This is a genomic window from Pseudomonas spirodelae, from assembly GCF_034653255.1.
Taxonomy (GTDB): Bacteria; Pseudomonadota; Gammaproteobacteria; order Pseudomonadales; family Pseudomonadaceae; genus Aquipseudomonas; species Aquipseudomonas spirodelae.
Genome location: NZ_JAYEET010000039.1, coordinates 23,234 through 47,051 on the forward strand (window position 1 = coordinate 23,234; position 23,818 = coordinate 47,051).

Here is a 23,818-nt window from a genome sequence, read left to right on the forward strand (position 1 = left end):
TTATCCGGCGCTTAACGTGCCCGCAATAAAAAGCCCCGCACTGGGCGGGGCTTGTGGTGTTGCCGCGAGCCTTACAGGCCGGCTGCCGCGCGCAGTTCGGCAGCTTTGTCGGTCTTTTCCCACGTAAAGGTGGTGAAGGTGTCGTCGCCGACCGTCTTCTGCGCAGGCGTACGGCCGAAGTGACCATAGGCTGCAGTTTCCTGGTACATCGGATGCAGCAGATCGAGCATCTTGGTGATGGCGTACGGGCGCAGGTCGAAGAGCTCGCGCACCAGCTTGATGATCAGCTCTTCAGCCACCTTGTTGGTGCCGAAGGTGTTCAGCGAGATCGACGTCGGCTGGGCCACGCCGATGGCGTAAGACACCTGAATTTCGCAGCGCTCAGCGAGGCCGGCGGCGACGATGTTCTTGGCCACATAACGACCGGCGTAGGCGGCCGAACGGTCAACCTTGGATGGGTCCTTGCCGGAGAATGCGCCGCCGCCGTGACGGGCCATGCCGCCGTAGGAATCGACGATGATTTTACGGCCGGTCAGGCCGCAGTCGCCCACCGGCCCGCCGATCACGAAGTTACCGGTCGGGTTGATGTGGAACTGGGTGTCTTTGTGCAGCAACTCAGCCGGCAGGGTGTGCTTGATGATCAGCTCCATCACCGCTTCGCGCAGGTCAGTCAGCGAAACATCTGGGTTGTGCTGAGTGGACAGCACCACGGCGTCGATGCCAACAACTTTGCCGCCGTCATAACGGCAGGTGACTTGGGACTTGGCATCCGGGCGCAGCCACGGCAGCAAGCCGGACTTGCGGGCTTCGGCCTGACGCTCAACCAGGCGGTGGCTGAACACGATCGGCGCGGGCATCAGCACGTCGGTTTCGTTGCTGGCATAGCCGAACATCAGGCCCTGGTCGCCAGCGCCCTGATCTTCTGGCTTGGCGCGGTCAACACCCTGGTTGATGTCCGGGGACTGCTTGCCAATGATGTTGATGATGCCGCAGGTGTTGCCGTCGAAGCCGACGTCAGAGCTGGTGTAGCCGATGTCGCAGATCACCTTGCGGGTGATTTCTTCCAGGTCGACCCAGGCGCTGGTGGTGACTTCTCCGGAGACGATGGCCACACCGGTTTTAACCATGGTTTCACAGGCGACGCGGGCGTGTTTGTCCTGGGTGATGATGGCGTCGAGCACGGCATCGGAAATCTGGTCGGCGATCTTATCGGGATGGCCTTCGGAGACGGACTCGGAGGTAAAGAGGGAGTATTCGCTCATCGTTCGGGTTCCTGTGAGTGATCGATAGTTGCAGCCCGTGGGCCATAAGGTAGTGAAGGTTTGGCGAAGTGCCGTACCTGAATCTGAAAGCCGTTGCGTAGGCCTACATACAGGCTTTCGCAGGTGCTTAAACCGGCGGCGGCGGCCCAGCGCGCCAGGTCGTCCTGTTCGAAGCCCAGCCACAAGTCGCCGCAGGCCTCGCGGGCCCAGCTCTGGTTGTGGCTGCACAGTTCGGTAATCAGCAGGCTGCCGCCGGGCTGCACGTGTTGTGCAAGCTGCTTGAGCGCCTCGGCGGGTGCGGCGAAGTGGTGCAAGACCATGTTCAGCACCAGGCAATCGGCCGCTGGGTAGTCGTCATGCAGGGCATCGGCCAGTTGCAGCGTAACGTTATCCAGACCTTCCTCGGCACAGCGCAGGCGCGCCAGTTCGAGCATGGCGGCGCTGTTATCCAGCGCCAGCACCTGCTGAAAACGCCGCGCCAGCTCCGGCAGGAAGCCACCGTCGCCGGGGCCGACTTCCACGGCGCGGGCGTCACCGGCAAAGCCCAGGGAGTCGAGCAGGGCCAGCACGCTGTCACGGTATTGCGGCAGGCCGGCGATCAAGTCCTGCTGCGCCTGGAAGCTTGCGGCGCTACGGGTGAAAAAAGCTTGGCTGGCGGCGGCGCGCTGGCTGTGTACAGCGGCGATGCGCTGTTGTATTTCGGCCGGCAGCTGCAGCTGGTCGACCTCATCCAGCAGGGCACTGTGTAGGCGGCTGCCCACTTGCTCGGCCTGAGCCAGGGCACGGCGGTAGAAAATCGCATTGCCTTCACGGCGCGTGGCCACCAGTCCGGCTTGCGCCAGCACTTTCAGGTGGTGGCTGATGCCGGACTGGCCGGTGGCGAAGATTTGCGCCAGCTCCAGCACGCCGAATGAGTCGTTGGCCAGGGCGCGCAGGATATTCAGGCGCAACGCATCACCACTGGCCTTGCACAGGGCAGCGAGGGCGTCGACGGGCTGAAAGGCCAAATGGGAGGCGCGCATATTCATAGGTGGGGCAGTCTAGTCGGTCATTTTTTATCCAGCAAGACCAATATCAAAAAGTTTTGATATTGGTCTTGCTGGCGTTCAGGGCGGCTTGCACTTGGTTGAGCAGGGCTTCGGCCGCCGGGCTCAGGCTGTGTTCGCGGCGCCAGACCGCATGCAGGTCGCGGTTGATACGCATGTCGGTCACGGCCAGGCAGCACAACTGGCCGTTACGCAGCTCCTCCTGCACCGCCAGTTCGGAGATCCAGGCGATGGCTTGCCCGGCCACGAGGCTGCGCTTGAGGGCTTCGCTATTGCCCAGCGCCATGCCGATGCACGGTTGTAGGCCGCGTGCCTGGTAGGCCTGTTCCAGGCTGGCGCGGGTGCCGGAACCCAGCTCGCGGATCAGCAGCGAGGTTGCCGCCAGTTCGGCGGGACTCACTTCGCGGCATCCGGCCAGCGGGTGGTGCGGGCTGGCCACCGGCAGCAGGGCATCAGTGCCGAGGTGGCGGTGGTTAAAGTGCTCGCGCTCAAACGGGCCTTCGATAAAGGCCAGGGTGGTCTCATTGTTTTGCAGTTGCCGCAGGCTGGCGGCGGTGTTGCCGATCTGCAGGCTGAGCTGTAGCTGCGGGTACTGCTGGTGAAAGTGGGCGATCAGCGGCGGTAGTAGATAGCTGCCAAGGGTGGCACTGGCGCCTAGCTGCAGCTCGCCGCAGCTGAGGTTGGCAAAGGCCTGCAGGTCGCGTTCAGCGGCCTGTTCTAGGGCAAAGATGCGTTCGGCGTAAGGCAGCAGGCGCTGCCCGGCGGCGGTCAGGCTGACGCCGCGGCTTTGGCGATCAAACAGGCGTAGCTGCAGGCGTGCTTCCAGTTCGCGAATTTCCCGCGTCACCGCCGGCTGGCTAATAAATAGGCGCGCGGCGCCGGCACTGATGCTGCCGGTTTGGGCGATGGCGAGAAACACCTTGAGGTGGTGTAGATTCATAAATAGAAGGTATGCCTTGTATCTTTTATATGTATTTTACCTATACCACGCTGCTCTCTAACCTCACAGGTATAGACCGCTGACTCGGTCCTTTATGAGGAATACCGTGATGTTGCGCCCCTTTACCCGTTTGCATGAGCCGCTGGCATTTGTCCGTCAATTCACCCCCAACTGGTTCGCCATGACCATGGGCACGGGCGTGTTGGCCCAGGTAGTGGCCAAGCTGCCCGTATCGTTCACCGGGCAATTGTGGCTGGCCGAAGGCCTGTGGCTGCTGACGGTGCTGCTGTTTGGGCTGTTCAGCCTGTTGTTTGTCGCGCGCTTGCTGCTGTTTCGCGACACCCTGTGGCCGATGCTGGATCACCCGGTGCAGTCGATGTTCCTGGGCGCGATTCCCATGGGGCTGGTGCAGGTGGTCAATGGCCTGCTGTTATTTGCCGAGCCCGTGTATGGCGCGGTGGTGGTGCAGGTGGCGCACGGCCTGTGGTGGCTGGCGCTGGGCTTGGCCCTTGGGGTGGCGCTGGGTGTGCCGTATCTGATGTTCACCCGGCAAAAGCATGTGCTGGAGACCCTGACGGGTGTCTGGCTGCTGCCGATTGTCGCCCCTGAAGTGGTTGCCAGTGGTGCCGCGGTGCTGGCGCCGCATCTGCCTGCTGAAACCGCGCAGTTACTGCTGAGCCTTGGCTATGTGCTGTGGGGTTTGTCCCTGAGCCTGGCGTTTGCCCTGATCACCCTGGTGCTGCTGCGTCTGGCCTTGCACAAACTGCCGGACATGGATTTTGCCGCCAGCAGTTGGTTGCCGCTGGGGCCGCTGGCCACCGGTTGCCTGGGGTTGATCAGTCTGGGCCAAGCGGCGCCGCAGGCCTGGCAGGGCACCGCGTTGCAGGGCGCTGCTGAAATGGCGCAGCAACTGGGCCTGGTCGGCGGGCTGGCGCTGTGGGGTGCGGGGTTTTGGTGGTTGGTCGCCGCGAGCTTGTTCACCCAGCATTACATCCGCCGTGAGTTGCCCTTCAATCTCGGCTGGTGGGGTTTTACCTTCCCACTGGGCGTCTTCACCTTGGCCACCTTTGCCTTGCAGCAGTTAACCGGGCTGGCGTTTTTCACCTGGGTGGGCTTGTTGCTGGCGGTCAAATTGACGCTGATCTGGTTGCTGGTGATGCGTCACACCCTGCGTGGCCTCTGGCATGGTGAGCTGTTTCAGGCGCCGTGTTTATGCACGGTGAAGCCCGTATGAGGTGCCCGCTTAGGAGCTTATTGCCATTTGTCTCGACGCAACGACCATCTGTGATTGCCCCCATGGCCCCCGCTGGGCGAAAATAGCTGCCTTTTCGACCCCCAGTTGCCCAAGCAGCCCCGTAGGAGATTCAGTGATGCCCAGCCGTCGTGAGCGAGCCAATGCCATTCGTGCCCTCAGCATGGATGCCGTGCAGAAGGCCAACAGCGGCCATCCGGGTGCCCCGATGGGCATGGCGGATATCGCCGAAGTCCTGTGGCGCGACTTCCTCAAGCACAACCCGAACAACCCAAAATTCGCCGACCGTGACCGCTTTGTGCTGTCCAACGGTCACGGCTCGATGCTGATCTATTCGCTGCTGCACCTGACCGGTTACGAACTGTCGATCGACGACCTGAAGAACTTCCGTCAGTTGCACAGCAAGACCCCGGGCCATCCGGAATACGGTTACACCCCAGGCGTTGAAACCACCACCGGCCCGCTCGGCCAGGGCATCGCCAACGCTGTCGGTTTCGCCATTGCCGAGAAAGTCCTGGGCGCGCAGTTCAACCGCGACGGCCACCAGATCGTTGATCACTTCACCTACGCCTTCCTCGGCGACGGTTGCATGATGGAAGGCATCAGCCATGAAGTCTGCTCGCTGGCCGGCACCTTGGGCCTGGGCAAACTGGTTGCCTTCTACGATGACAACGGCATCTCCATTGATGGCGAAGTCGAAGGCTGGTTCACCGACGACACCCCGGCGCGCTTTGAGGCCTACGGCTGGCAGGTGATTCGCAATGTCGACGGCCACGATGCCGACGAGATCAAGATGGCCATCGAGACCGCGCGTAAAACCGACGACCGTCCGACCCTGATCTGCTGCAAAACCACCATCGGCTTCGGCTCGCCAAACAAAGGTGGCAAGGAAGACTGCCACGGTGCGCCACTGGGCCTCGAAGAAATCGCCCTGACCCGCGCCACCCTTGGCTGGAACCACGGCCCATTCGAAATTCCGGCTGATATCTACGCCGAGTGGGATGCCAAGCAAGCGGGTGCCGCGGCCGAAGCCGAGTGGGATCAGCGTTTCGCCGCCTATGCGGCTGCCTTCCCCGAGTTGGCCAGCGAGTTCAAACGCCGTGTCGCCGGTGAACTGCCCGCCGACTTCGCCGAGAAAACTGCTGCCTATATTCAGGAAGTGGCCGCCAAAGGCGAAACCATCGCCAGCCGCAAGGCCAGCCAGAACACCCTGAACGCCTTTGGCCCGCTGCTGCCGGAATTTCTCGGCGGTTCGGCGGACCTGGCTGGCTCCAACCTGACCCTGTGGAAAGGCTGCAAGGGCGTATCGGCTGACGACGCGTCTGGCAACTACATGTTCTACGGCGTGCGCGAATTCGGCATGAGCGCGATCATGAACGGCGTGGCTCTGCATGGCGGTTTCGTGCCGTACGGCGCGACCTTCCTGATCTTTATGGAATACGCGCGTAACGCCGTGCGCATGGCCTCGCTGATGAAGCAGCGCGTGCTGTTTGTCTTCACCCACGACTCCATCGGTCTCGGTGAAGACGGCCCGACGCACCAGCCGATCGAGCAGTTGGCCAGCCTGCGTGGCACGCCGAACCTCGACACCTGGCGCCCATGCGACGCCGTGGAATCGGCGGTGGCCTGGAAGTACGCCATCGAACGTAATGACGGCCCAAGCGCGCTGATCTTCAGCCGACAAAACCTGCCGCACCAGAACCGCGATGCCCAGCAACTGGCTGACGTAGCCCGTGGTGGTTATGTGCTGAAAGACTGCGCTGGCGAGCCTGAGCTGATCCTGATTTCCACCGGTTCGGAAATCGGCCTGACGGTCGCGGCGTTTGACAAGCTGACTGCCGAAGGCCGCAAGGTACGCGTGGTGTCCATGCCGTCCACCAGCGTGTTCGACCAGCAGGACGCCGGCTACAAGCAGGCCGTACTGCCGGTGCAGGTCGGTGCGCGGATCGCCATCGAAGCCTCGCATGCGGACTACTGGTACAAGTACGTGGGCCTGGAAGGTCGCATCATCGGCATGACCACCTTTGGTGAGTCGGCCCCAGCCCCGGCGCTGTTCGAGGAGTTCGGCTTCACCGTCGAAAACGTCCTGGAAACCGCTGCCGAGCTGCTGGACGCCTGATTCGGCGAATGATGGGTTACGCCGCTTTGCGGCTAACCCATCCTACGGTTCCTCACTGAGATCGCCATGTCCAAGCGTCCCTATCGAATTGCCCTCAACGGTTACGGCCGCATTGGCCGCTGCGTGCTGCGTGCGTTGCATGAGCGTGGTACAGGGGCGCAGCTGGAGATCGTTGCACTGAATGACCTGGCCGATCAGGCCAGCATCGAATACCTGACGCGCTTCGACTCCACCCACGGGCGTTTTCCCGGCGAGGTGCGTGTCGATGGCGATTGTCTGCATATCAATGGCGACTGCGTGAAGGTGCTGCGCCAGGCGACCCCGGAAGGTGTCGACTGGGCAGCGCTGGATATTGACCTGCTGCTGGAATGCTCCGGTCAATACACCACGCGCGCTGCTGCACAGCGCTTTATCGACGCCGGCGCACCGCGGGTGTTGCTCTCGCAGCCGATGGCCAGCGAGGCAGATATCGACGCTACGGTGGTCTACGGGGTCAACCAGGCCAACCTGACAGGCCGCGAGCAACTGGTGTCGAACGCCTCCTGCACCACCAACTGTGGTGTGCCGCTGCTCAAATTGCTGAATGAAACGGTGGGGATCGAGTACGTGTCGATCACCACCATCCACTCTGCGATGAACGATCAGCCGGTAATCGACGCCTATCACCACGAAGACTTGCGGCGTACCCGCTCGGCCTTCCAGTCGGTGATTCCGGTGTCCACTGGCTTGGCCCGTGGTATTGAGCGGCTGTTGCCGGAACTTGCTGGGCGGATTCAGGCCAAAGCCATCCGGGTGCCGACGGTCAATGTCTCGTGCCTGGACATTACCCTGCAGACCGCCCGCGATACCTCAGCAGCCGAAATTAACGCGGTGCTGCGTCAGGCCGCCGAGAGCGGCCCGCTGCAAGGTCTGCTGGCCTATACCGAGTTGCCGCATGCCAGCTGCGATTTCAACCATGACCCGCATTCGGCCATCGTCGACGGCAGTCAGACCCGGGTCTCCGGGCCGCGCCTGGTCAATCTGTTGGCCTGGTTTGACAACGAGTGGGGGTTTGCCAACCGCATGCTCGATGTCGCCGAACATTTCCTTTTAAAAGCCACGCTACAACCAGCCCCCGTGAAGGACTGAATTTATGACCGTTCTGAAGATGACCGACCTCGACCTTGCCGGTAAGCGCGTGCTGATCCGCGAAGACCTCAACGTGCCGGTAAAAGACGGTGTGGTGAAGAGCGACGCGCGCATCCTCGCGTCCCTGCCGACCATTAAGCTGGCGCTGGAAAAGGGCGCAGCGGTGATGGTCTGCTCGCACCTGGGTCGCCCGACCGAAGGTGAATTCAGCGCAGAGAACAGTCTGGCACCCGTTGCTGCCTATCTGAGCAAGGCCCTGGGTCGCGACGTGCCGCTGGTTGCCGACTACCTGGGCGGCGTCGAAGTCGCTGCTGGCGAGATCGTGCTGTTCGAAAACGTGCGCTTTAACAAGGGCGAGAAGAAAAACGCCGATGAACTGGCCCAGCAATACGCCGCCCTGTGCGACGTATTCGTGATGGACGCCTTCGGCACCGCTCACCGCGCTGAGGGCTCGACCCACGGCGTAGCCAAGTTCGCCAAGGTAGCTTGCGCCGGCCCGTTGTTGGCTGCCGAGTTGGACGCCCTGGGCAAAGCGCTGGGTAACCCGGCCAAGCCAATGGCCGCGATTGTTGCGGGCTCCAAGGTGTCGACCAAACTCGACGTGCTGAATAGCCTGAGTCAGATCTGCGACCAGCTGATCGTCGGCGGCGGCATCGCCAACACCTTTCTCGCGGCGGCTGGTTTCCCGGTCGGTAAATCGCTGTACGAAGCGGATCTGGTTGAGACGGCCAAAGCCATCGCGGCTAAGGTCAGTGTGCCGTTGCCGGTGGACGTGGTCGTTGCTAAAGCCTTTGCCGAAGACGCCGAAGCGACCGTTAAGCTGGTGGCCGATGTGGCTGAAGACGACATGATTCTGGATATCGGCCCGCAGACCGCTGCACAGTTTGCCGAGCTGCTCAAATCCTCGAAGACTATTCTGTGGAACGGCCCGGTCGGCGTATTTGAATTCGACCAGTTCGGCAACGGCACCAAGGTGCTGGCGCAGGCCATTGCCGAAAGCCCGGCGTTCTCGATTGCCGGTGGTGGCGACACCTTGGCGGCCATCGACAAGTACGGCATCGGCGCGCAGATCAGCTATATCTCCACCGGCGGCGGCGCGTTCCTTGAGTTCGTCGAAGGCAAAGTGCTGCCGGCCGTAGCCATGCTGGAACAACGTGCCAATGGTTAAGCCGATCAGCCTGCTGGCGTTGCTCGGCCTGCTTGGCGCCTGCGCCAGTCAGCCGGCGCCGTCGGATAACTGGACGCGCTGGGTCTGCGACAGCCAGGCCGAAGTGTTCTGGCGTTTCGCCGACAGCAGCCGCGAGTCGGTTGATGTGCGTCTGGGTGGTGGCGATATCGTCTATCGCTTGAAGCAGCAGGTATCAGGTTCGGGGGCGCTGTACAGCGACGGTTTGCTGTCCTTTCATACCAAGGGTGAGGAAGGGCTGGTTTACTGGACGGCCAACGATGACCTGATTGGCCGTGGCTGCAAGGCACCTTAGCAACGAATTGAATACAGGCCAGGCTTACCCCTGATCTGAATGACTTGAATAGCGCCTGCCCCTGCGGCAGGCTTGCACGATTAACGAGCCCCACCGGGAGAAAGAACACCATGGCACTTATCAGCATGCGCCAGATGCTCGACCACGCCGCCGAATTCGGCTATGGCGTGCCGGCCTTCAACGTCAATAACCTCGAGCAGATGCGCGCGATCATGGAAGCGGCCGACAAGACCGATTCCCCGGTGATCGTTCAGGCTTCCGCCGGTGCGCGTAAATACGCGGGTGCGCCGTTCCTGCGTCACCTGATTCTGGCTGCTATCGAAGAGTTCCCGCACATCCCGGTGTGCATGCACCAGGATCACGGCACCAGCCCAGATGTCTGCCAGCGCTCGATCCAGCTGGGCTTCAGCTCGGTGATGATGGACGGCTCGCTGAAAGAAGACGGCAAGACCCCGGCCGACTACGACTACAACGTCCGTGTCACCCAGCAAACTGTCGCCTTCGCTCACGCCTGCGGTGTGTCGGTGGAAGGTGAGTTGGGTTGCCTGGGTAGCCTGGAAACTGGCATGGCCGGCGAAGAAGACGGTGTTGGCGCTGAAGGTGTGCTGGATCACAGCCAGATGCTGACTGATCCGGAAGAAGCCGCTGACTTCGTCAAGCGCACTCAGGTTGATGCCCTGGCCATCGCCATCGGCACCAGCCACGGCGCGTACAAATTTACCAAGCCACCGACCGGCGACATCCTCGCTATCGATCGCATCAAGGCGATCCATGCGCGCATCCCCAACACTCACCTGGTGATGCACGGCTCCAGCTCGGTACCGCAAGAGTGGCTGGCAATCATCAACCAGTACGGCGGCGACATCAAAGAAACCTACGGCGTGCCGGTTGAAGAAATCGTCGAAGGTATCAAGCACGGCGTGCGCAAGGTCAACATCGACACCGACCTGCGCCTGGCGTCTACCGGTGCCATGCGCCGCATGATGGCTGAGCACCCGAGCGAGTTCGACCCGCGTAAGTTCTTCTCCGCGACCGTGACGGCCATGCGTGATATCTGCATCGCCCGTTACGAAGCGTTTGGCACTGCCGGTAACGCGTCGAAGATCAAACCGATAAACCTGGAAGCCATGTTCCAGCGTTATGCCAAGGGTGAGCTGGCCGCCAAGGTCAACTAAGCCTGTTGCTGTACCGAGAGCCCCGCCGATGCGGGGCTTTTTGTTATGGGCGTGGTAAGCACGACGTGGCCTTGGGTGTGATCAATACTGATCGAGCAGGGTGCACCGAGGCGGGTGCTTGGTAAAACCATGTAAAACACCCAGCGTATGCCGCTCCGCGTGCTGGTCCATACTCGGGCCACTGTCGTTTCTGGATACCCGTCTGCATGCCGAGTAAATCGCGCACCTTGCTGTACTTTCTTTTCGCTGTGCTGCTCACGAGTGTGTTGGGGGCTGTGCTGCAGACGCAGTTCAATCTGGCCAGCCTGCAAGCACTCGGTGCGCCAGTGCCGCTGACAGTGCGCTTACACACCACCGGCCTGGATTTACTGGGCTTTAGCCCGACTTTCGCGGTGCTAGTGATCCTCGGATTTATCTGCGCGCTGCCGGTGGCGAGTCGATTTTCGCGCGCCTGGCCGAGTGGCCGCTGGCTATTGTTTGCCCTGGCTGGCGCGCTGGCGGTGCGGTCAGCGCTGGCGCTGGCCAATGCGCTGTTGCCGATGCCGACGCTGATTGCGGCTAATCGCAGCCTGGGCGGCACCGCTGGGCTAATGGCCTGCGGCAGCCTGGGGGCGTTGTTGTTTGCGCAGCTATGGCGGCGTGCCGCGCCTGCCCAACCCTGACTTGTTTACCTTCGAGCAAAAGGCCCGTGCCATGTTGAAGACATCCCGCGCTCTGTTATTCCTCGGTCTGCTGGGCAGCAGCCTGGCGCAGGCCATGGACTACCGCATCGAAACCGTGACCGGTGGCCTGGAGCATCCCTGGTCGCTGGCCTTTTTGCCGGACGGGCGCATGTTGGTGACCGAGCGGGTGGGGCGCCTGCGCATCATCGAGGCGGATGGCCGTCTTAACCCGCAGCCAGTTGGCGGCGTGCCAGAGGGGTTTGTCGCTGCGCAGGCGGGATTGATGGAGGTCATGCTCGACCCGCAATTCGCCAGCAATCAGCAGCTCTACCTGAGTTATGCCTACGGCACCTCCCAGGCCAACAACACCCGTTTGGCCAAGGCGCGGCTGGTCGACGGGCAGTTGCAGGAGGTCCAGGTGCTGTTCAGTGCGCTGCCGGCGAAAGCCGGGGCCGCGCATTACGGCGGGCGCATGGCCTTTCTTGCGGATAACACCTTGGTGCTGACCCTCGGCGATGGCTTTGACCTGCGTGAGCAGGCGCAAAACACCAGCAACCATCTGGGCAAAATCGTCCGGCTTAATCGCGATGGCAGCATCCCCCAGGACAACCCGCTGGTGGGGCAAACCGGTGTTGCCGAGGAGATTTATAGCCTGGGCCATCGCAACGTGCAGGGCATCGTCTATGACGCCGAACGGCAGCGCCTGTACAGCCACGAGCACGGCCCGCGTGGCGGCGACGAGCTGAACCTGATTAAACCGGGTAACAACTATGGTTGGCCGCTGATCACCTACGGCATCGACTACAGCGGCGCGCAGATTTCCCCTTACACCGAATTGCCAGGCTTACAGCAGCCGCTGCTGCACTGGACCCCGTCGGTGGCGCCGTCGAGCCTGGCGCTGTACCGCGGCGCGTTGTTCCCGCAGTGGCAGGGCGACCTGTTCGCCTCGACCCTGGCTGAGCGCAGCGTGCGACGTATTCGTTTGCACAACGGCAAGCTGGCAGGGCAAGAGGTGTTGTTCGAAGAGCTGGGCGAGCGCATCCGGGATGTGCGCTGCGGTCCGGATGGCGCGCTGTACTTGCTCACCGACAACGTCGACGGGCGCTTGCTGCGCGTTGTGCCGGCTGCAGAATGACGCTAAAAGCCGCCCCCCGTCGCGGGCGGCTTGCGGCATAATCGCCGGCCTTACTGTGCCCTCACCACTTCGCCCATGATCCCGCTTAAATACCTGCAAGGCTACCCAACTGCGCTGCAAGAGAAGATTCGTCAGCTGATTGCCGAGCAGCGCCTGGGCGATTATCTGGCGCGGTCCTACAGTGGCAAGCATGCGATTCAGAGCGATAAGGCGCTGTACGCCTATATCCAAGGCCTTAAGCAGGAACACCTGCGCAATGCGCCGGCCATCGACAAGGTGCTCTACGACAATCGCCTCGATTTGACCCATCGCGCCCTCGGTCTGCACACGGCGATCTCGCGGGTGCAGGGCGGCAAGCTCAAAGCGAAGAAGGAAATCCGCGTGGCCTCGTTATTTCGCGAGGCCGCGCCGGAGTTTCTGCAGATGATCGTGGTGCACGAGCTGGCGCACTTGAAGGAGGCTGAGCACAACAAGGCCTTCTACAAACTCTGCGAGTACATGCTGCCTGACTACCATCAACTGGAATTCGACCTGCGGGTTTACCTGACCTGGCGCGAGCTGGTGGGTGCCACCGGCACGTTGTCAGCCCCGCAGCAGTAGGTTGAGCTGGTCAACAACCTCGGCCCAGTCGGCATCTTCACCAATCTCTTCACGCAAAAACCCCGCCTGAGCGTTGTCCCAGAAGGGCGCGTCGGCGAGTTTGCAGTCTTCAGCCAGAGGCGAATGTTGCTCGATAAACCGCTCAATGGCGGCGTCGTCATTGGGCAGGCCGAGTTGTTTGAAGAGGCTGGCAAGGTCGTGTGTCTGCGGGTACATGGCGGTCTCCTGAGGCAGTGCGGGGTGGTCTTTCAGTTATAGCTGCTATCAGTCGACCGAGAGAATCTCCAACAGTTGCACGCCGCTGGCCACCCGCAGGGTGATCTCGTCGCCGACGCCCTTGCCGAGCAAGAGTTGTCCCAGCGGCGCTTGCGGGCCAATCACCTGCACTGTCTGGCCATCCTGCTGCAGCTTCATGGACGCACCGTCCGGGCCGAGGAACAAGCATTGATGCCGATCCTCGTCGTCGCTTAGCGCGATCAGGGCGCCGAGTTGGATTCCTAGTTGCGAGTCAATACTGCGCAGTACCAGCTGTTTCCAGTTCGCCAGGGTCTGGCGAATGGCTGCCGCCCGCCGCGCTTGGCCAGTTGCCAGGTACGAGGCTTCCAGGCCGAGGGTGTCGTATTTGTTCTCGGCGATGTTCTCTTTGGCGGTGGCGGTTTCGTAGGCGGTTAATGCCGCCTGCTGGGCTTGCAGGTGGTCATCTTCAAGGCGCTTGAGCACCTGTTGCAGCAGTTCAGTCTTGTTCATGGCGGGCACTGTGTGGGCAGCTGTGCAGGGTAGCGGAAAAGCGTCAGGGCCGTGATCCCGCGCGAGGCGGCCTTGACGGTTTAATCTCGACCCTGGCCTCTGAGCAGGTGCGCGGCGAGAGTGCGCAGTGGCCCGAGTTGCCGGCAGATCAGTGCCAGCTGGGTCTGTAGCAGCCGATGTGGGTCATCCAGCTCGTCGCTGAGTGTTTCCAGCTCGCTGGCGAGCTGCTCTTCCGCATCGCTGTGAATCGCCACCGGGCGCTCGTCATGCAGGCAGCTGGCAATCTCATCCAGGCTGGCGGCTAACCGGCTGGCGCTGACTAGCAGTGGGTGGTCGCTGCCGCTCAGGCTCGCCTCACCGCGGTGCGCGCCGAGGCCCGATAGGTAGCTCAAGAGGGTGTGCGAGAGCACCAGAAAGCGAAAGCCGACATCGGCTTGCTTACGAAAATGTCCCGGCTCCATCAGCATATTGCCGAGCGCGGTCGACAGCGTGGCATCGGCGTTGTGGGCGTTGCGCCGGGCCAGGCGATAGCTCAGGTCGTCACGCTTGCCGCTGGCGTACTGCTGGATGATCTGCTGCAGGTAACGGCTGTTGCAGCTCAGGGTATTGGCCAGCAGGCGATTGAGGCGGCGGCCTTGCCAGTCCGGCAGGATTATCAGCACCGCCAAGCCGGCGATCAGGCTGCCCAGCAGGGTGTCGACCAGGCGCGGAATAAACAGCCCGTAACCATTGCCCACCTGATTGAAGCAGAACAGCACCAGCAGGGTGATCGCCGCCGTGGCCAGGGTGTAGCGGCTGCTGCGCAGGGCAAAGAACACCACGCCAGCGACGACCGCAAACAGCGCTTGTACAAGCTGATTGGGAAACAGGTCGAACAGTGCCCAGCCCAGCAACAGGCCAAGCACGGTGCCGCTGATGCGCTGCACCAGCTTGCGCCGGGTGGCGCCGTAGTTGGGCTGGCAGACGAACAGTGTGGTCAGCAGAATCCAGTAACCCTGGGTCGGGTGAATCCAGTGCAGCACGCCGTAGCCGGCGGCCAGGGCGATGGACAGGCGCAGGGCGTGGCGAAACAGCAGTGAGGTGGGGGTCAGCTGCAGGCGCAGACGTTCCCAGACATCCTTGAGTGACTGCGGCTCGCGGTCGAGCAGGCTGCTGTCCTGTTCTTCGGCCATGGCGTCGGGGTTGCTGGCGTTGCCCAGTAGCGTATCCAGGCTGCGCAGATTACCGGCCAGGGCGCCGAGTGAACGCAGCAGGTGGCGCCAGGCGGGGTTGCTCTGCAGGCGCAAGTGTTCGAGGGAGTCGTGCAGGTCGGTCAGCGCCTGGCGGCATAGCTCGCGGTATTCAAACGGTTGACGCAGCTCGATGGCTTGGGCCAAACGCTGGCAGGCCTCGCCATGCAAATACAGCAGGCGTTGGCAGCGAAACATCACATCGCTATGGAAGAAGGCTTCGGCCAGCTCGTTGTAAGGGTAGTGCGAGGAGCTGGCGCGCTCGTGGATATCCTGAGCGAGGAAGTACAGCTTGAGGTAGCGGCTGACTTTTGGCCCCGGCCGGCCATTGCCCACGCGGTGCAGGATGATTTCCTTGGCCGCATTCAGCGCTGCGACCACGCGCCCATTTTGTTTGGCCAGGGCCAGGCGCCGCTCTTCTACATCCAGCTGGCGCAGCGGCTCGAACAGCGCGGCCTTGAGCTTGAGGTACTGGCCCAGCTCGCGAAACAGCCGTGCCAGGCTGTGCTGCACCGGCTGGTTGGCGAACAGCGCATTCCACAGCACCGACAGCACGCCGTACCAGGCCGCGCCCGCGACCAGCAGCAAGGGTTCCTGCCACAGACCGGCGGCCCCACCGCGCTGCTCCACGCCGATCATGCTGTACACCGCGAGAATCAAGGTCGCCGAGCCGAGGGTGGCGTAGCGTTCACCGAGTGCGCCGAGCATGGTCAGGGCAAAGCTGGCCAGCGCCAGACCGATAACGAACAGCCAGGGGTAGGGGAACAGGAACTCCACCGCATAGGCCGCCACGCTGAAGCAGCCGAGGGTCACCAGCAGCGCCACCAAACGGCCCTGCCAGCTGTCGTCGGTTTCCGCCAGGGCGCTGGCGATCACCCCGAGAAACAGCGGGATCAGCGCCTGCATCCAGCCTTGCGACCAGCACAGCAGCAGGACGCCGCTGAGGGCGATAAACACCCGCAGGCTGTAGCTGAATTTGTCCTGCGCCCAGAGGCGACGCAGCGAATGGCGCAGTGAAGGTGACGACATCAAACAGGGGCCTTGGACATGAGACGTGCGCTCAGACTAATGCAATAGCCTGTCCGGCGGCACGCCCTGACGTCATTGATACACGCCAACCGCTAAAGCGTTTGGCTTAATAAATACGGACGCTGCGCTAAACCAGCGCCCGCACTTTATTCATCACAGCGGCCAGACCAGCAGCAACAACGGCACGCTGACCAGCACCACGAGGATTTCCATCGGCAGGCCGAGGCGCCAATAGTCGCCGAAGCGAAAGCCGCCTGGGCTGAGAATCAAGGTGTTGTTCTGGTGACCAATCGGGGTGAGGAATGAGCAGGAAGCGCCGATTGCCACCGCCATCAACAATGCGTCCGGGCTGACCCCAAGTTGGCTGGCCGCGCTTAAGGCGATCTGGCACATCACCGCGGCGGTGGCGGCATTGTTCATAAAGTCCGAGAGGGTCATGGTCACCACCAGGATCAGCGTCAGCACCACCACCGGATTGCCTTGTGCGACATGCTCCATCAGCAGGCGCGCCAGCAGGTCGGCCGCGCCGGTCGCAGACATGGCCCCGGCCACGGGAATCATCGCCCCCAGCAGGACGATCACCGGCCAATCGATGGACTGATAAAGCAGGCGCAGCGGCACGATGCGCGCCACCATAAACACCAGCACACCGACGGCGAATGCCACGGCTGCCGAGAGCACGCCGAACGCGGCGAGGATCACTGCCAGCAGCATCACGCCGGCGGCGAAGCCGGCTTGGGCCGGGTTAGGAATGCTGATGGCGCGGTCGGCCAGCGGCACGCAGGCATAGTCGCTGGCAAAGTCGCTGATATCCGCCGAATCGCCTTGCATCAGCAGTACATCGCCGCGCTCAAACAGGGTCGAGCGCAGGCGTTTGATCGAACGATGGCTTTGCTTTGAGATCGCCAGCAGGTTGATGTTGTAGCGGTGGCGCAGGCGGATATTGCTGGCCGATCGACCAATCAGCTGGGAGTCCGGGCGGACCAGCAGTTCCTGCAGCACCCTGTCGTCATTGCTGCTGTCCTTCTTTTCTTCGCTCTTGCTCTCGGCTGCCGCCTTGTCGTTTTTCTCGTCCTCATCCGCTGCCGACTTCTGCTCGGCTTCCAGCTGCAACCCCAGCTTGCTGAGCACTTCGCCGAGGGCTTCAGGCTCGGCTTCGATCACCAATACGTCATCGGCCTGGAGGATGCGCCGTGGGTTGGGGGCCGACAGGCGCAGCTTGTTGCGCACCATGCCCACCACTTGGGCATCGGCTTCTTCGAGCAGTTGTTCGACTTCGCGCAGGCTCTTGCCGTCGGCCTTGGCGCCTTCTTTTACGCGGGCCTCGGTGATGTAGGTGCCGGTGTCAAAGCTGGCGACGCCGACCACTTCCCGGCGCGGCACCAGGCGCCAGCCGATCAGGGTAATAAACAGCACGCCGGTCAGCGCCACGGCGACGCCCACCGGGCTGAAATCGAACATGGCGAATGGCCCGGCGCCGCTTTGCGCGCGGAAGCTGGATACGATCAGGTTGGGCGGCGTGCCGATCAGCGTGGTCATGCCGCCGAGAATGGTGCCGAAGGCCAGCGGCATCAGCAAACGTCCCGGCGGCAGCTCTTGTTTGCTGGCGATCTTCAGGGCAATTGGCATCAGCAGGGCGAGCGCACCGACGTTGTTCATAAAGGCCGACAGCAGCGCGCCAAGCCCGGTCAGGGCGGCAATCGACAGCATGGGGCCCGCATTGGCGGGTAATAGCCGTTGCGCCATGGCGTCCACCGCGCCGGTCCGCTGTAAGCCGAAGCTGAGTACCAGCACGCAGGCCACGGTAATGACCGCCGGATGGCCGAAGCCGGCAAAGGCCTCCTGGTCTGGCACCAGGCCGGTGATGACGCAGGCCAGTAGGGCACCGAGCGCGACAATGTCATGCCGCCAGCGGCCCCAGAGAAACAGCCCCATGGTGGCGGCAAGGATGGCGAAGATCAGGCCTTGGTCTTGGGTCATGCGGGTAAACCATCCTTAGAGTGGGGGCGGGGGACGCCGCTTAGCCGTGCACAGGTCTCATGCTGGCGCCGCACAGGCGTACACCCGCTTAAACATACTGCGCCGCCGCGTAGCCCGACGCCCAGGCCCATTGAAAGTTAAAGCCGCCCAGGTGGCCGCTGACATCGAGTACTTCACCGACAAAATACAGCCCCGGTGATTTCAACGACTCCATGGTTTTCGACGACACTTCGCGGGTGTCGACCCCGCCCAGGGTGACTTCGGCGGTGCGGTAGCCTTCAGTGCCCGCCGGCACCAGCTGCCAGTCGCCGAGCTGCTCGGCAATCGCTTTGAGCTCGGCGTGGGTGTACTGCTTCATCGGTTTTGAGGCAAACCAGTTATCCGCCAGCAGCCCGGCCATCTTCTTGGTGAACAACTCGGCCAGCAGGGTTTTCAGCTCGCTGTTGGGCCGCTCGCGTTGTTGCTCGGCCAGCCACTCGGGCAGGTCGATATGCGGCAGCAGGTTGATACTGATGGCATCCCCGGGCTGCCAGAACGAGGAAATCTGCAAAATTGCCGGGCCGCTAAGACCGCGGTGGGTAAACAGGATATTTTCCTTGAAGCTCTGGCCGTTGCAGCTCACCACGCAGTCCTCCACCGAGGTGCCGGACAGCTCAGTGCACAGCGCTTTGAGCTGCGGGTCGGTAATGGTGAAGGGCACCAAGCCGGCGCGGGTCGGCAGCAGCTCGTGGCCGAATTGCTTGGCCACCTGATAGCCAAAACCTGTAGCGCCGAGAGTGGGAATCGACAGTCCGCCAGTGGCGATCACCAAGGACTCGCAGCGCACTGTGCCGGCGCTGGTTTGCAGCTGGTAGCCGCTGTCCAGTTTGCTGATCTCGCTCACCGAGGTGTCCAGGCGCAGCTCGACGCCGGCTTCATCGCACTCGCTCAGCAGCATATTAAGAATGTCGCTGGCCTTGTTGTCGCAAAACAGCTGACCGAGTTTCTTCTCGTGATACGCCACGCCGTGCTCGGCCACCAGACCGATAAAATCCCACTGGGTGTAGCGCGCCAGGGCGGATTTGCAGAAGTGTGGGTTTTGCGAGAGGAAATTGCTCGGTTCACAGTACATGTTGGTGAAATTGCAGCGTCCGCCGCCGGACATCAGGATCTTCTTGCCGGCCTTGTTGGCGTGATCCAGCAGCAGCACCTGACGGCCGCGCGCGGCAGCCGTCAATGCGCACATAAGCCCGGCGGCGCCGGCTCCGATAATCACGACCTGGGGTGTCAGCACAGCAATTTCCTCAACCTACGACATGCGCCAAGGCTGGCGCAAAACAGCGCATATTAACTGATGGCTGGGTGGGTGTGACCGGGCCGGTGGTCGACTAGGCTAAGGGCTCTGTTCTCCTTGAAAGGAGCCGCCGTTAATGGATGGACTGCGTGCAGGCCTGCTCTCGTTAGCGCTGCTGATGCCGCTGTATGGCGGCGCGGCTGACGCATTGCGTCTGGTCGCCGACCCTTGGCCGCCCTTCACTGACAAGACGCTGCTGAACAACGGCCTGGCTTCCGATCTGGTGGTCACCGCCCTGAGCCGTGCCGGTTACGCCAGCCATTACGCGCAGGTGCCTTGGGAGCGTGCGGTGCGTGGTTTGCAGCAAGACACCTACGATGTGCTGATCAACGCCTGGTACACCGATGAGCGCGCGACGTTTGGCTATTACTCGCAGCCCTACTTGATCAACCGCATCCGCTTTTTGCAGCGCAAGGGCAGTCAGATTGAGTTCCACCAATTATCGGATTTGTATCCCTACAGCATTGCCGTGGTACGCGGTTACGCCTATTCCAGCGCGTTTGATCAGGACAGCCGCCTGAGCAAAGTGGGGGTGCTCAGTGTTGCCGTGGGCGTGCGCATGTTGCAGGCGCAGCGGGTGCAATTGGCCCTGGAGGATGAGCTGGTGGCGCGCTTTCACCTGGGCCGGCACTTAACCAGCATCCGTGATCAGCTGGAATTTTTACCGCAGCCGTTAAGTGAGAACGGTCTGCATATTCTGGTTAGCCGTCGGCACCCGCAGCATCAGCAGATTGCCGATGCCTTCAACAAGGCGATTGAGGCCATGCGTGCCGATGGCAGCTATGAGCAGATTTTTCAGCGCCACGGTTTGTAATGGCTGATCGCGGCCGCATTGCGCGGCCGCAGCCTGAGGCATTTACAGCGAGCGTACGCGCAGCGAGCGGCCTTTGATTTTGCCTTCGCTGAGGCAGTTGAGCGCCTTCAGGGCCAGGCTGCGCTCAACTGCGACATAGGCTTGGAAGTCGAAGATGGCGATCTTGCCGACCTGTGCGCCGGGGATGCCAGTTTCGCCCGTCAGCGCGCCGAGAATATCGCCGGGGCGCAGTTTGTCTTTGCGCCCCGCGCCGATGCACAGGGTGATCATCGGCGGCTGCAGCGGCGCGCCACCCTGGTTTTTCAAGCTGCTCAGTGGGTGCCAGTTGAGCGGCGCCTTTTGCAGGGTTTCGATGGCCTGGGCGCGATGGCCTTCGGCTGGGGCGACCAGGCTCATGGCCAGACCCTTTTCACCGGCACGACCGGTACGGCCGACGCGGTGAATATGAATTTCCGAGTCGCGCGCCAGTTCGACGTTGATCACCATGTCTAGCGCGTCGATATCCAGGCCGCGCGCGGCGACATCGGTGGCCACCAGTACCGACAGGCTGCGGTTGGAAAACATCGCCAGCACTTGATCGCGGTCGCGTTGTTCCAGATCACCGTTCAGCGCGGCGGCCGAGATGCCTTTGGCGGTGAGGTGATCGACCACTTCCTGGCACTGCTGTTTGGTAAAGCAAAACGCCACGCAGGATTGCGGGCGGTAGCAGTTGAGCAGCTTGACCACGGCGTCCATGCGCTCTTCCGGGGCTATCTCGTAGAAGCGCTGCTCGATCTGTGTGTCATCGTGAAAGGCGTCGGCTTTGACCTGTTGCGGATCACGCATGAACTTCGCGGACAGCTGCTTGATGCTGCTCGGGTAGGTGGCGGAGAACAGCAGAGTTTGCCGGCGGCTTGGCGTCTGCTCGATGATCTCGGCGATGCTGTCATAGAAGCCCATGTCGAGCATGCGGTCGGCTTCATCGAGGACTAGCGTGTTGAGGCCGTCGAGTTTCAGCGTGGCTTTGCGCAGGTGCTGCTGGATGCGCCCCGGGGTGCCGACGATGATCTGTGCACCATGCTCCAGCGAGGCAATCTGCGGGCCGAACGGCACGCCGCCGCACAGGGTCAGAATTTTGATGTTGTCGGCAGAACGCGCCAGGCGGCGCAGTTCTTTGGCCACTTGGTCAGCCAGCTCACGCGTCGGGCAGATTACCAGTGCCTGGCAGCCAAAGTAGCGCGGGTTAAGCGGGTTGAGCAGGCCAATGCCGAAGGCGGCGGTCTTGCCGCTGCCGGTTTTGGCTTGGGCAATCAGGTCCATGCCCTTGAGCATTACCGGCAGGCTCTGCGCCTGAATCGGGGTCATCTCGCTGTAACCGAGGGACTCGAGGTTCGCCAGCATGGCGGCGGAAAGCGGCAGAGAAGAGAAAGCGGTGTTGGTCACGGTACAGGCCTGCTAAACGAAATGGCGTGCAGTGTAACAGGCTGGACGCGGCGGCTAGGTGCTATCAGGCGGCCGGTCTTTGTGGGGGGTAGAACCTTTTTATGGTCTCGCGAGTGAGAGCTTGTTTTTAACGCAGTAGGGCTGACGCGCCGCAGATCGTAAAGGGTTCTAGAACAGGTCGATTGGATCAACATCCAACGACCAACGCACCGCGCGGCCGCTGGGCATCTGCTCCAACGCGTGCATCCATGTATTGAGCAAACGGTGCAGCGGTGCGCGGGCGTTGGCTTGTACCAGCAGTTGTGCGCGATAACGCCCGGCGCGGCGTTCCATCGGCGCGGGGATCGGGCCGAGCAGTTCGATGCCGCTGAGTTTCAGCTCGTCCAGCAGCAGTTCGGCTTCCGTGCAGGCATCGTCGAGAAAGCCTTCGGCTTGGCCCGGTTTGTGTGCCTCGGCGCGCAGCAGGGCGAGGTGGCAGAACGGCGGCAGGCCGGCGCTGCGACGCTCGCTCAGGGCCTGCTCGGCGAAGGCGAAGTAGCCTTGCTCCGTCAATTGCACCAGCAGCGGGTGGTCGGCCAGGTGGCTTTGGATAATCACCTTACCTGGCTCTTCGGCGCGCCCGGCGCGCCCGGCGACCTGCACGATCAACTGAGCCATACGTTCGCTGGCGCGGAAGTCCGCTGAAAACAGCCCGCCGTCGGCATCGAGAATCGCCACCAGGGTCACGCGCGGGAAGTGATGGCCCTTGGCGAGCATCTGCGTGCCGACCAGAATGCACGGCTCGCCGCGTTGCACGGTGTTGAACAGGGTGGTCATGGCCTCTTTGCGCGAGGTGCTGTCGCGATCCACGCGTAGTACCGGTACATCGGGGAAGAGAATCTCCAGGCGTTCTTCGGCGCGCTCGGTGCCAGCACCCACCGGGCGCAGGTCGACGTTGTTGCATTTCGGGCAGTTGCTCGGCTGACGCTCGGCGTGGCCGCAGTGGTGGCAGCGCAACTCGCGCGAACGCTGATGCACGGTCATGCGCGCGTCACAGCGCGGGCATTCCGACAACCAACCGCAGTCGTGGCACAGCAGCGTCGGGGCGAACCCGCGACGGTTAAGGAAGACCAGCACCTGCTGGCCGGCTTTTAAGGTCTGGGCGATGGCTTGTTGCATTGGGCCGGAGATGCCGGAATCCAGCGGCCGACTTTTAACATCCAGGCGCAGAAAACGCGGCTGCTTGGCACCGCCAGCGCGCTCACGCAGGTGCAGCATGGCATAACGGCCGCTGTGGGCGTTGTGCAGGCTTTCCAGGGAGGGGGTAGCCGAGCCGAGGACTATCGGGATGTTCTCTTGGTGCGCTCGCACCACCGCCAAGTCACGCGCGTGGTAGCGCAGGCCTTCTTGCTGTTTATAGGAGGCGTCGTGCTCTTCATCGATGATGATCAGCCCTGGGCGCTGCATCGGCGTAAACAATGCTGAGCGGGTGCCGATGATGATGTCGGCCTCGCCATCACGGGCAGCCAGCCAGGCGTCCAGGCGCTCGCGGTCGTTCACTGCGGAATGCAGCAGGGCGATGCGTGCGTTGAAGCGCTGTTCAAAGCGCGCCAGGGTCTGCGGGCCGAGGTTGATCTCTGGGATCAGCACCAGCGCCTGTTTTCCGGCTTCCAGGGTTTCGCGGATCAGCTGCAGGTAAACCTCGGTTTTGCCGCTGCCGGTAACGCCTGCCAGGAGAAAGGCGTTAAAGCTGTCGAAGCCTGAACGGATGGCTTCGGAGGCCGCGCGTTGTTCGGCATTCAGCGGCAACTCTGGCTGCGCGAGCCAGTTAGCGTGGCGCTTGCTCGGGGCGTGCCGACGCACCTCCACCTGGACCAAGCCTTTTTCCAGTAACAGGTCGAGGCTGTCTTTGTTCAGTTGCAGCTTGCTCAGCAATTGATGAGCAACGCCATGCGGATGCTGGGCGAGGGTCTTCAGGGCGTCACGTTGGCGCGGCGCGCGGCTCAGCCGCGGATCGTCCAGCTGCGCGCCATCGCTGATCGACCAGAAGCGCTCCTGACGTGCTTCTGCCGGCTCGCCCTGGCGCAGCAGCACAGGCAGCGCCCAGCTTAGGGTGTCGCCAAGGCTGTGCTGGTAGTACTGGGCGGTCCATAGGCACAGCTTAAAAAACGCCGGCGGCAGTGGTGATTGCGCGTCAAGCAGTTGCAGGGCCGGCTTGAGTTTGTCTGCGGGCACCTCGCTGTGATCCGTCACCTCAATCAAGATGCCAATCATTTCCCGTCGCCCAAACGGCACGCGCAGCCGCGCGCCCGGCTGCAACGCGCTGCGCGGCACACCGGCGGGGGCGCGGTAGTCGAACAGGCGGCGCAGCGGCGAGGGCAGGGCGAGGCGCAAAATGACGTCGGACAAACAATGGCTCCCGTGATCAGCCGCGGTTGGCGAGGCGCGATCTTAGCATGCAGCCAGTCGACGGCCGGCCTTGCGT

The 23,818-nt window shown here is 62.4% G+C and carries 20 protein-coding genes; 10 read left to right on the plus strand and 10 right to left on the minus strand.

Annotated features, from left to right (window positions below; all coding sequences use genetic code 11):
* Nucleotides 1–71 precede the first annotated feature (71 nt).
* From metK to SOP97_RS11965, 3 genes are read right to left on the minus strand one after another with little or no spacing between them, the layout of a single operon-like run.
* Nucleotides 72–1,262 (minus strand): methionine adenosyltransferase, encoded by a 1,191-nt coding sequence (gene metK / locus SOP97_RS11955; RefSeq protein ID WP_322949301.1) that lies wholly within the window; start codon nucleotides 1,260–1,262, stop codon nucleotides 72–74.
* Nucleotides 1,259–2,290, minus strand: coding sequence for an ArsR/SmtB family transcription factor (locus tag SOP97_RS11960; protein WP_322949302.1), 1,032 nt, complete (start codon nucleotides 2,288–2,290; stop codon nucleotides 1,259–1,261). Before SOP97_RS11960 ends, metK begins: the two co-directional genes overlap by 4 nt.
* A 46-nt stretch (nucleotides 2,291–2,336) precedes the next feature.
* Nucleotides 2,337–3,248: a LysR family transcriptional regulator gene (locus tag SOP97_RS11965; RefSeq protein ID WP_322949303.1), complete on the minus strand. Its 912-nt coding sequence runs from the start codon at nucleotides 3,246–3,248 to the stop codon at nucleotides 2,337–2,339.
* A gap of 109 nt (nucleotides 3,249–3,357) precedes the next feature.
* On the opposite strand from SOP97_RS11965, the gene SOP97_RS11970 reads away from it, so the two are divergent.
* The 9 genes from SOP97_RS11970 (at nucleotide 3,358) to SOP97_RS12010 (ending at nucleotide 12,800) form a co-directional block, all read left to right on the plus strand.
* The gene (locus tag SOP97_RS11970; RefSeq protein WP_322949304.1) at nucleotides 3,358–4,482 is read left to right on the plus strand and encodes a TDT family transporter; all 1,125 of its coding nucleotides are present in this window, start codon (nucleotides 3,358–3,360) and stop codon (nucleotides 4,480–4,482) included.
* Between the two features lie 136 nt (nucleotides 4,483–4,618).
* Nucleotides 4,619–6,619, plus strand: coding sequence for a transketolase (gene tkt, locus SOP97_RS11975; RefSeq protein WP_322949305.1), 2,001 nt, complete (start codon nucleotides 4,619–4,621; stop codon nucleotides 6,617–6,619).
* A 66-nt stretch (nucleotides 6,620–6,685) separates the two neighbouring features.
* Nucleotides 6,686–7,747 (plus strand): erythrose-4-phosphate dehydrogenase, encoded by a 1,062-nt coding sequence (epd, locus tag SOP97_RS11980; protein ID WP_322949306.1) that lies wholly within the window; start codon nucleotides 6,686–6,688, stop codon nucleotides 7,745–7,747.
* A gap of 4 nt (nucleotides 7,748–7,751) precedes the next feature.
* Complete coding sequence (locus SOP97_RS11985; RefSeq protein ID WP_322949307.1) at nucleotides 7,752–8,915, plus strand: phosphoglycerate kinase; 1,164 nt, start codon at nucleotides 7,752–7,754, stop codon at nucleotides 8,913–8,915.
* A complete protein-coding gene (locus tag SOP97_RS11990; protein ID WP_322949308.1) occupies nucleotides 8,908–9,228 on the plus strand; it encodes an MliC family protein in 321 nt (106 codons plus the stop codon). Before SOP97_RS11985 ends, SOP97_RS11990 begins: the two co-directional genes overlap by 8 nt.
* A 110-nt stretch (nucleotides 9,229–9,338) precedes the next feature.
* Nucleotides 9,339–10,403: a class II fructose-bisphosphate aldolase gene (gene fba, locus SOP97_RS11995; RefSeq protein WP_322949309.1), complete on the plus strand. Its 1,065-nt coding sequence runs from the start codon at nucleotides 9,339–9,341 to the stop codon at nucleotides 10,401–10,403.
* Between the two features lie 206 nt (nucleotides 10,404–10,609).
* A complete protein-coding gene (locus SOP97_RS12000; protein ID WP_322949310.1) occupies nucleotides 10,610–11,065 on the plus strand; it encodes a hypothetical protein in 456 nt (151 codons plus the stop codon).
* A 31-nt stretch (nucleotides 11,066–11,096) separates the two neighbouring features.
* Nucleotides 11,097–12,200: a PQQ-dependent sugar dehydrogenase gene (locus SOP97_RS12005; protein WP_322949311.1), complete on the plus strand. Its 1,104-nt coding sequence runs from the start codon at nucleotides 11,097–11,099 to the stop codon at nucleotides 12,198–12,200.
* A gap of 75 nt (nucleotides 12,201–12,275) precedes the next feature.
* Nucleotides 12,276–12,800 (plus strand): M48 metallopeptidase family protein, encoded by a 525-nt coding sequence (locus tag SOP97_RS12010; protein ID WP_322949312.1) that lies wholly within the window; start codon nucleotides 12,276–12,278, stop codon nucleotides 12,798–12,800.
* Here the strand turns inward: SOP97_RS12010 and SOP97_RS12015 are convergent.
* The 5 genes from SOP97_RS12015 to SOP97_RS12035 form a co-directional block, all read right to left on the minus strand.
* Nucleotides 12,783–13,016, minus strand: coding sequence for a DUF2789 domain-containing protein (locus SOP97_RS12015; protein ID WP_322949313.1), 234 nt, complete (start codon nucleotides 13,014–13,016; stop codon nucleotides 12,783–12,785). The two genes, SOP97_RS12010 and SOP97_RS12015, sit on opposite strands and share 18 nt — an antisense overlap.
* 48 nt (nucleotides 13,017–13,064) lie before the next feature.
* Nucleotides 13,065–13,547, minus strand: coding sequence for a GreA/GreB family elongation factor (locus SOP97_RS12020; RefSeq protein WP_322949314.1), 483 nt, complete (start codon nucleotides 13,545–13,547; stop codon nucleotides 13,065–13,067).
* Between the two features lie 80 nt (nucleotides 13,548–13,627).
* Complete coding sequence (gene yccS, locus SOP97_RS12025; RefSeq protein ID WP_322949315.1) at nucleotides 13,628–15,805, minus strand: YccS family putative transporter; 2,178 nt, start codon at nucleotides 15,803–15,805, stop codon at nucleotides 13,628–13,630.
* A gap of 153 nt (nucleotides 15,806–15,958) precedes the next feature.
* Nucleotides 15,959–17,785, minus strand: a complete 1,827-nt coding sequence (locus SOP97_RS12030) for an SLC13 family permease (RefSeq protein ID WP_322949316.1) — start codon at nucleotides 17,783–17,785, stop codon at nucleotides 15,959–15,961.
* Nucleotides 17,786–17,873: 88 nt separating this feature from the next.
* A complete protein-coding gene (locus tag SOP97_RS12035; protein ID WP_322949317.1) occupies nucleotides 17,874–19,058 on the minus strand; it encodes a BaiN/RdsA family NAD(P)/FAD-dependent oxidoreductase in 1,185 nt (394 codons plus the stop codon).
* Nucleotides 19,059–19,194: 136 nt separating this feature from the next.
* Between SOP97_RS12035 and SOP97_RS12040 the strand changes: the two genes are divergently transcribed.
* Nucleotides 19,195–19,932 (plus strand): substrate-binding periplasmic protein, encoded by a 738-nt coding sequence (locus SOP97_RS12040; protein ID WP_322949318.1) that lies wholly within the window; start codon nucleotides 19,195–19,197, stop codon nucleotides 19,930–19,932.
* Between the two features lie 42 nt (nucleotides 19,933–19,974).
* Here the strand turns inward: SOP97_RS12040 and dbpA are convergent, their stop codons facing one another.
* A complete protein-coding gene (gene dbpA, locus SOP97_RS12045; RefSeq protein ID WP_322949319.1) occupies nucleotides 19,975–21,354 on the minus strand; it encodes an ATP-dependent RNA helicase DbpA in 1,380 nt (459 codons plus the stop codon).
* A 168-nt stretch (nucleotides 21,355–21,522) separates the two neighbouring features.
* Nucleotides 21,523–23,742: a primosomal protein N' gene (locus SOP97_RS12050; RefSeq protein ID WP_322949320.1), complete on the minus strand. Its 2,220-nt coding sequence runs from the start codon at nucleotides 23,740–23,742 to the stop codon at nucleotides 21,523–21,525.
* Nucleotides 23,743–23,818: the final 76 nt, after the last annotated feature.

Bases quoted from the DNA above. Each gene is read 5' to 3' on its own strand.
- metK (WP_322949301.1), bottom strand. From the start codon at position 1,262: ATGAGCGAATACTCCCTCTTTACCTCCGAGTCCGTCTCCGAAGGCCAT.
- SOP97_RS11960 (WP_322949302.1), bottom strand. From the start codon at position 2,290: ATGAATATGCGCGCCTCCCATTTGGCCTTTCAGCCCGTCGACGCCCTC.
- SOP97_RS11965 (WP_322949303.1), bottom strand. From the start codon at position 3,248: ATGAATCTACACCACCTCAAGGTGTTTCTCGCCATCGCCCAAACCGGC.
- SOP97_RS11970 (WP_322949304.1), top strand. From the start codon at position 3,358: ATGTTGCGCCCCTTTACCCGTTTGCATGAGCCGCTGGCATTTGTCCGT.
- tkt (WP_322949305.1), top strand. From the start codon at position 4,619: ATGCCCAGCCGTCGTGAGCGAGCCAATGCCATTCGTGCCCTCAGCATG.
- epd (WP_322949306.1), top strand. From the start codon at position 6,686: ATGTCCAAGCGTCCCTATCGAATTGCCCTCAACGGTTACGGCCGCATT.
- SOP97_RS11985 (WP_322949307.1), top strand. From the start codon at position 7,752: ATGACCGTTCTGAAGATGACCGACCTCGACCTTGCCGGTAAGCGCGTG.
- SOP97_RS11990 (WP_322949308.1), top strand. From the start codon at position 8,908: ATGGTTAAGCCGATCAGCCTGCTGGCGTTGCTCGGCCTGCTTGGCGCC.
- fba (WP_322949309.1), top strand. From the start codon at position 9,339: ATGGCACTTATCAGCATGCGCCAGATGCTCGACCACGCCGCCGAATTC.
- SOP97_RS12000 (WP_322949310.1), top strand. From the start codon at position 10,610: ATGCCGAGTAAATCGCGCACCTTGCTGTACTTTCTTTTCGCTGTGCTG.
- SOP97_RS12005 (WP_322949311.1), top strand. From the start codon at position 11,097: ATGTTGAAGACATCCCGCGCTCTGTTATTCCTCGGTCTGCTGGGCAGC.
- SOP97_RS12010 (WP_322949312.1), top strand. From the start codon at position 12,276: ATGATCCCGCTTAAATACCTGCAAGGCTACCCAACTGCGCTGCAAGAG.
- SOP97_RS12015 (WP_322949313.1), bottom strand. From the start codon at position 13,016: ATGTACCCGCAGACACACGACCTTGCCAGCCTCTTCAAACAACTCGGC.
- SOP97_RS12020 (WP_322949314.1), bottom strand. From the start codon at position 13,547: ATGAACAAGACTGAACTGCTGCAACAGGTGCTCAAGCGCCTTGAAGAT.
- yccS (WP_322949315.1), bottom strand. From the start codon at position 15,805: ATGTCGTCACCTTCACTGCGCCATTCGCTGCGTCGCCTCTGGGCGCAG.
- SOP97_RS12030 (WP_322949316.1), bottom strand. From the start codon at position 17,785: ATGACCCAAGACCAAGGCCTGATCTTCGCCATCCTTGCCGCCACCATG.
- SOP97_RS12040 (WP_322949318.1), top strand. From the start codon at position 19,195: ATGGATGGACTGCGTGCAGGCCTGCTCTCGTTAGCGCTGCTGATGCCG.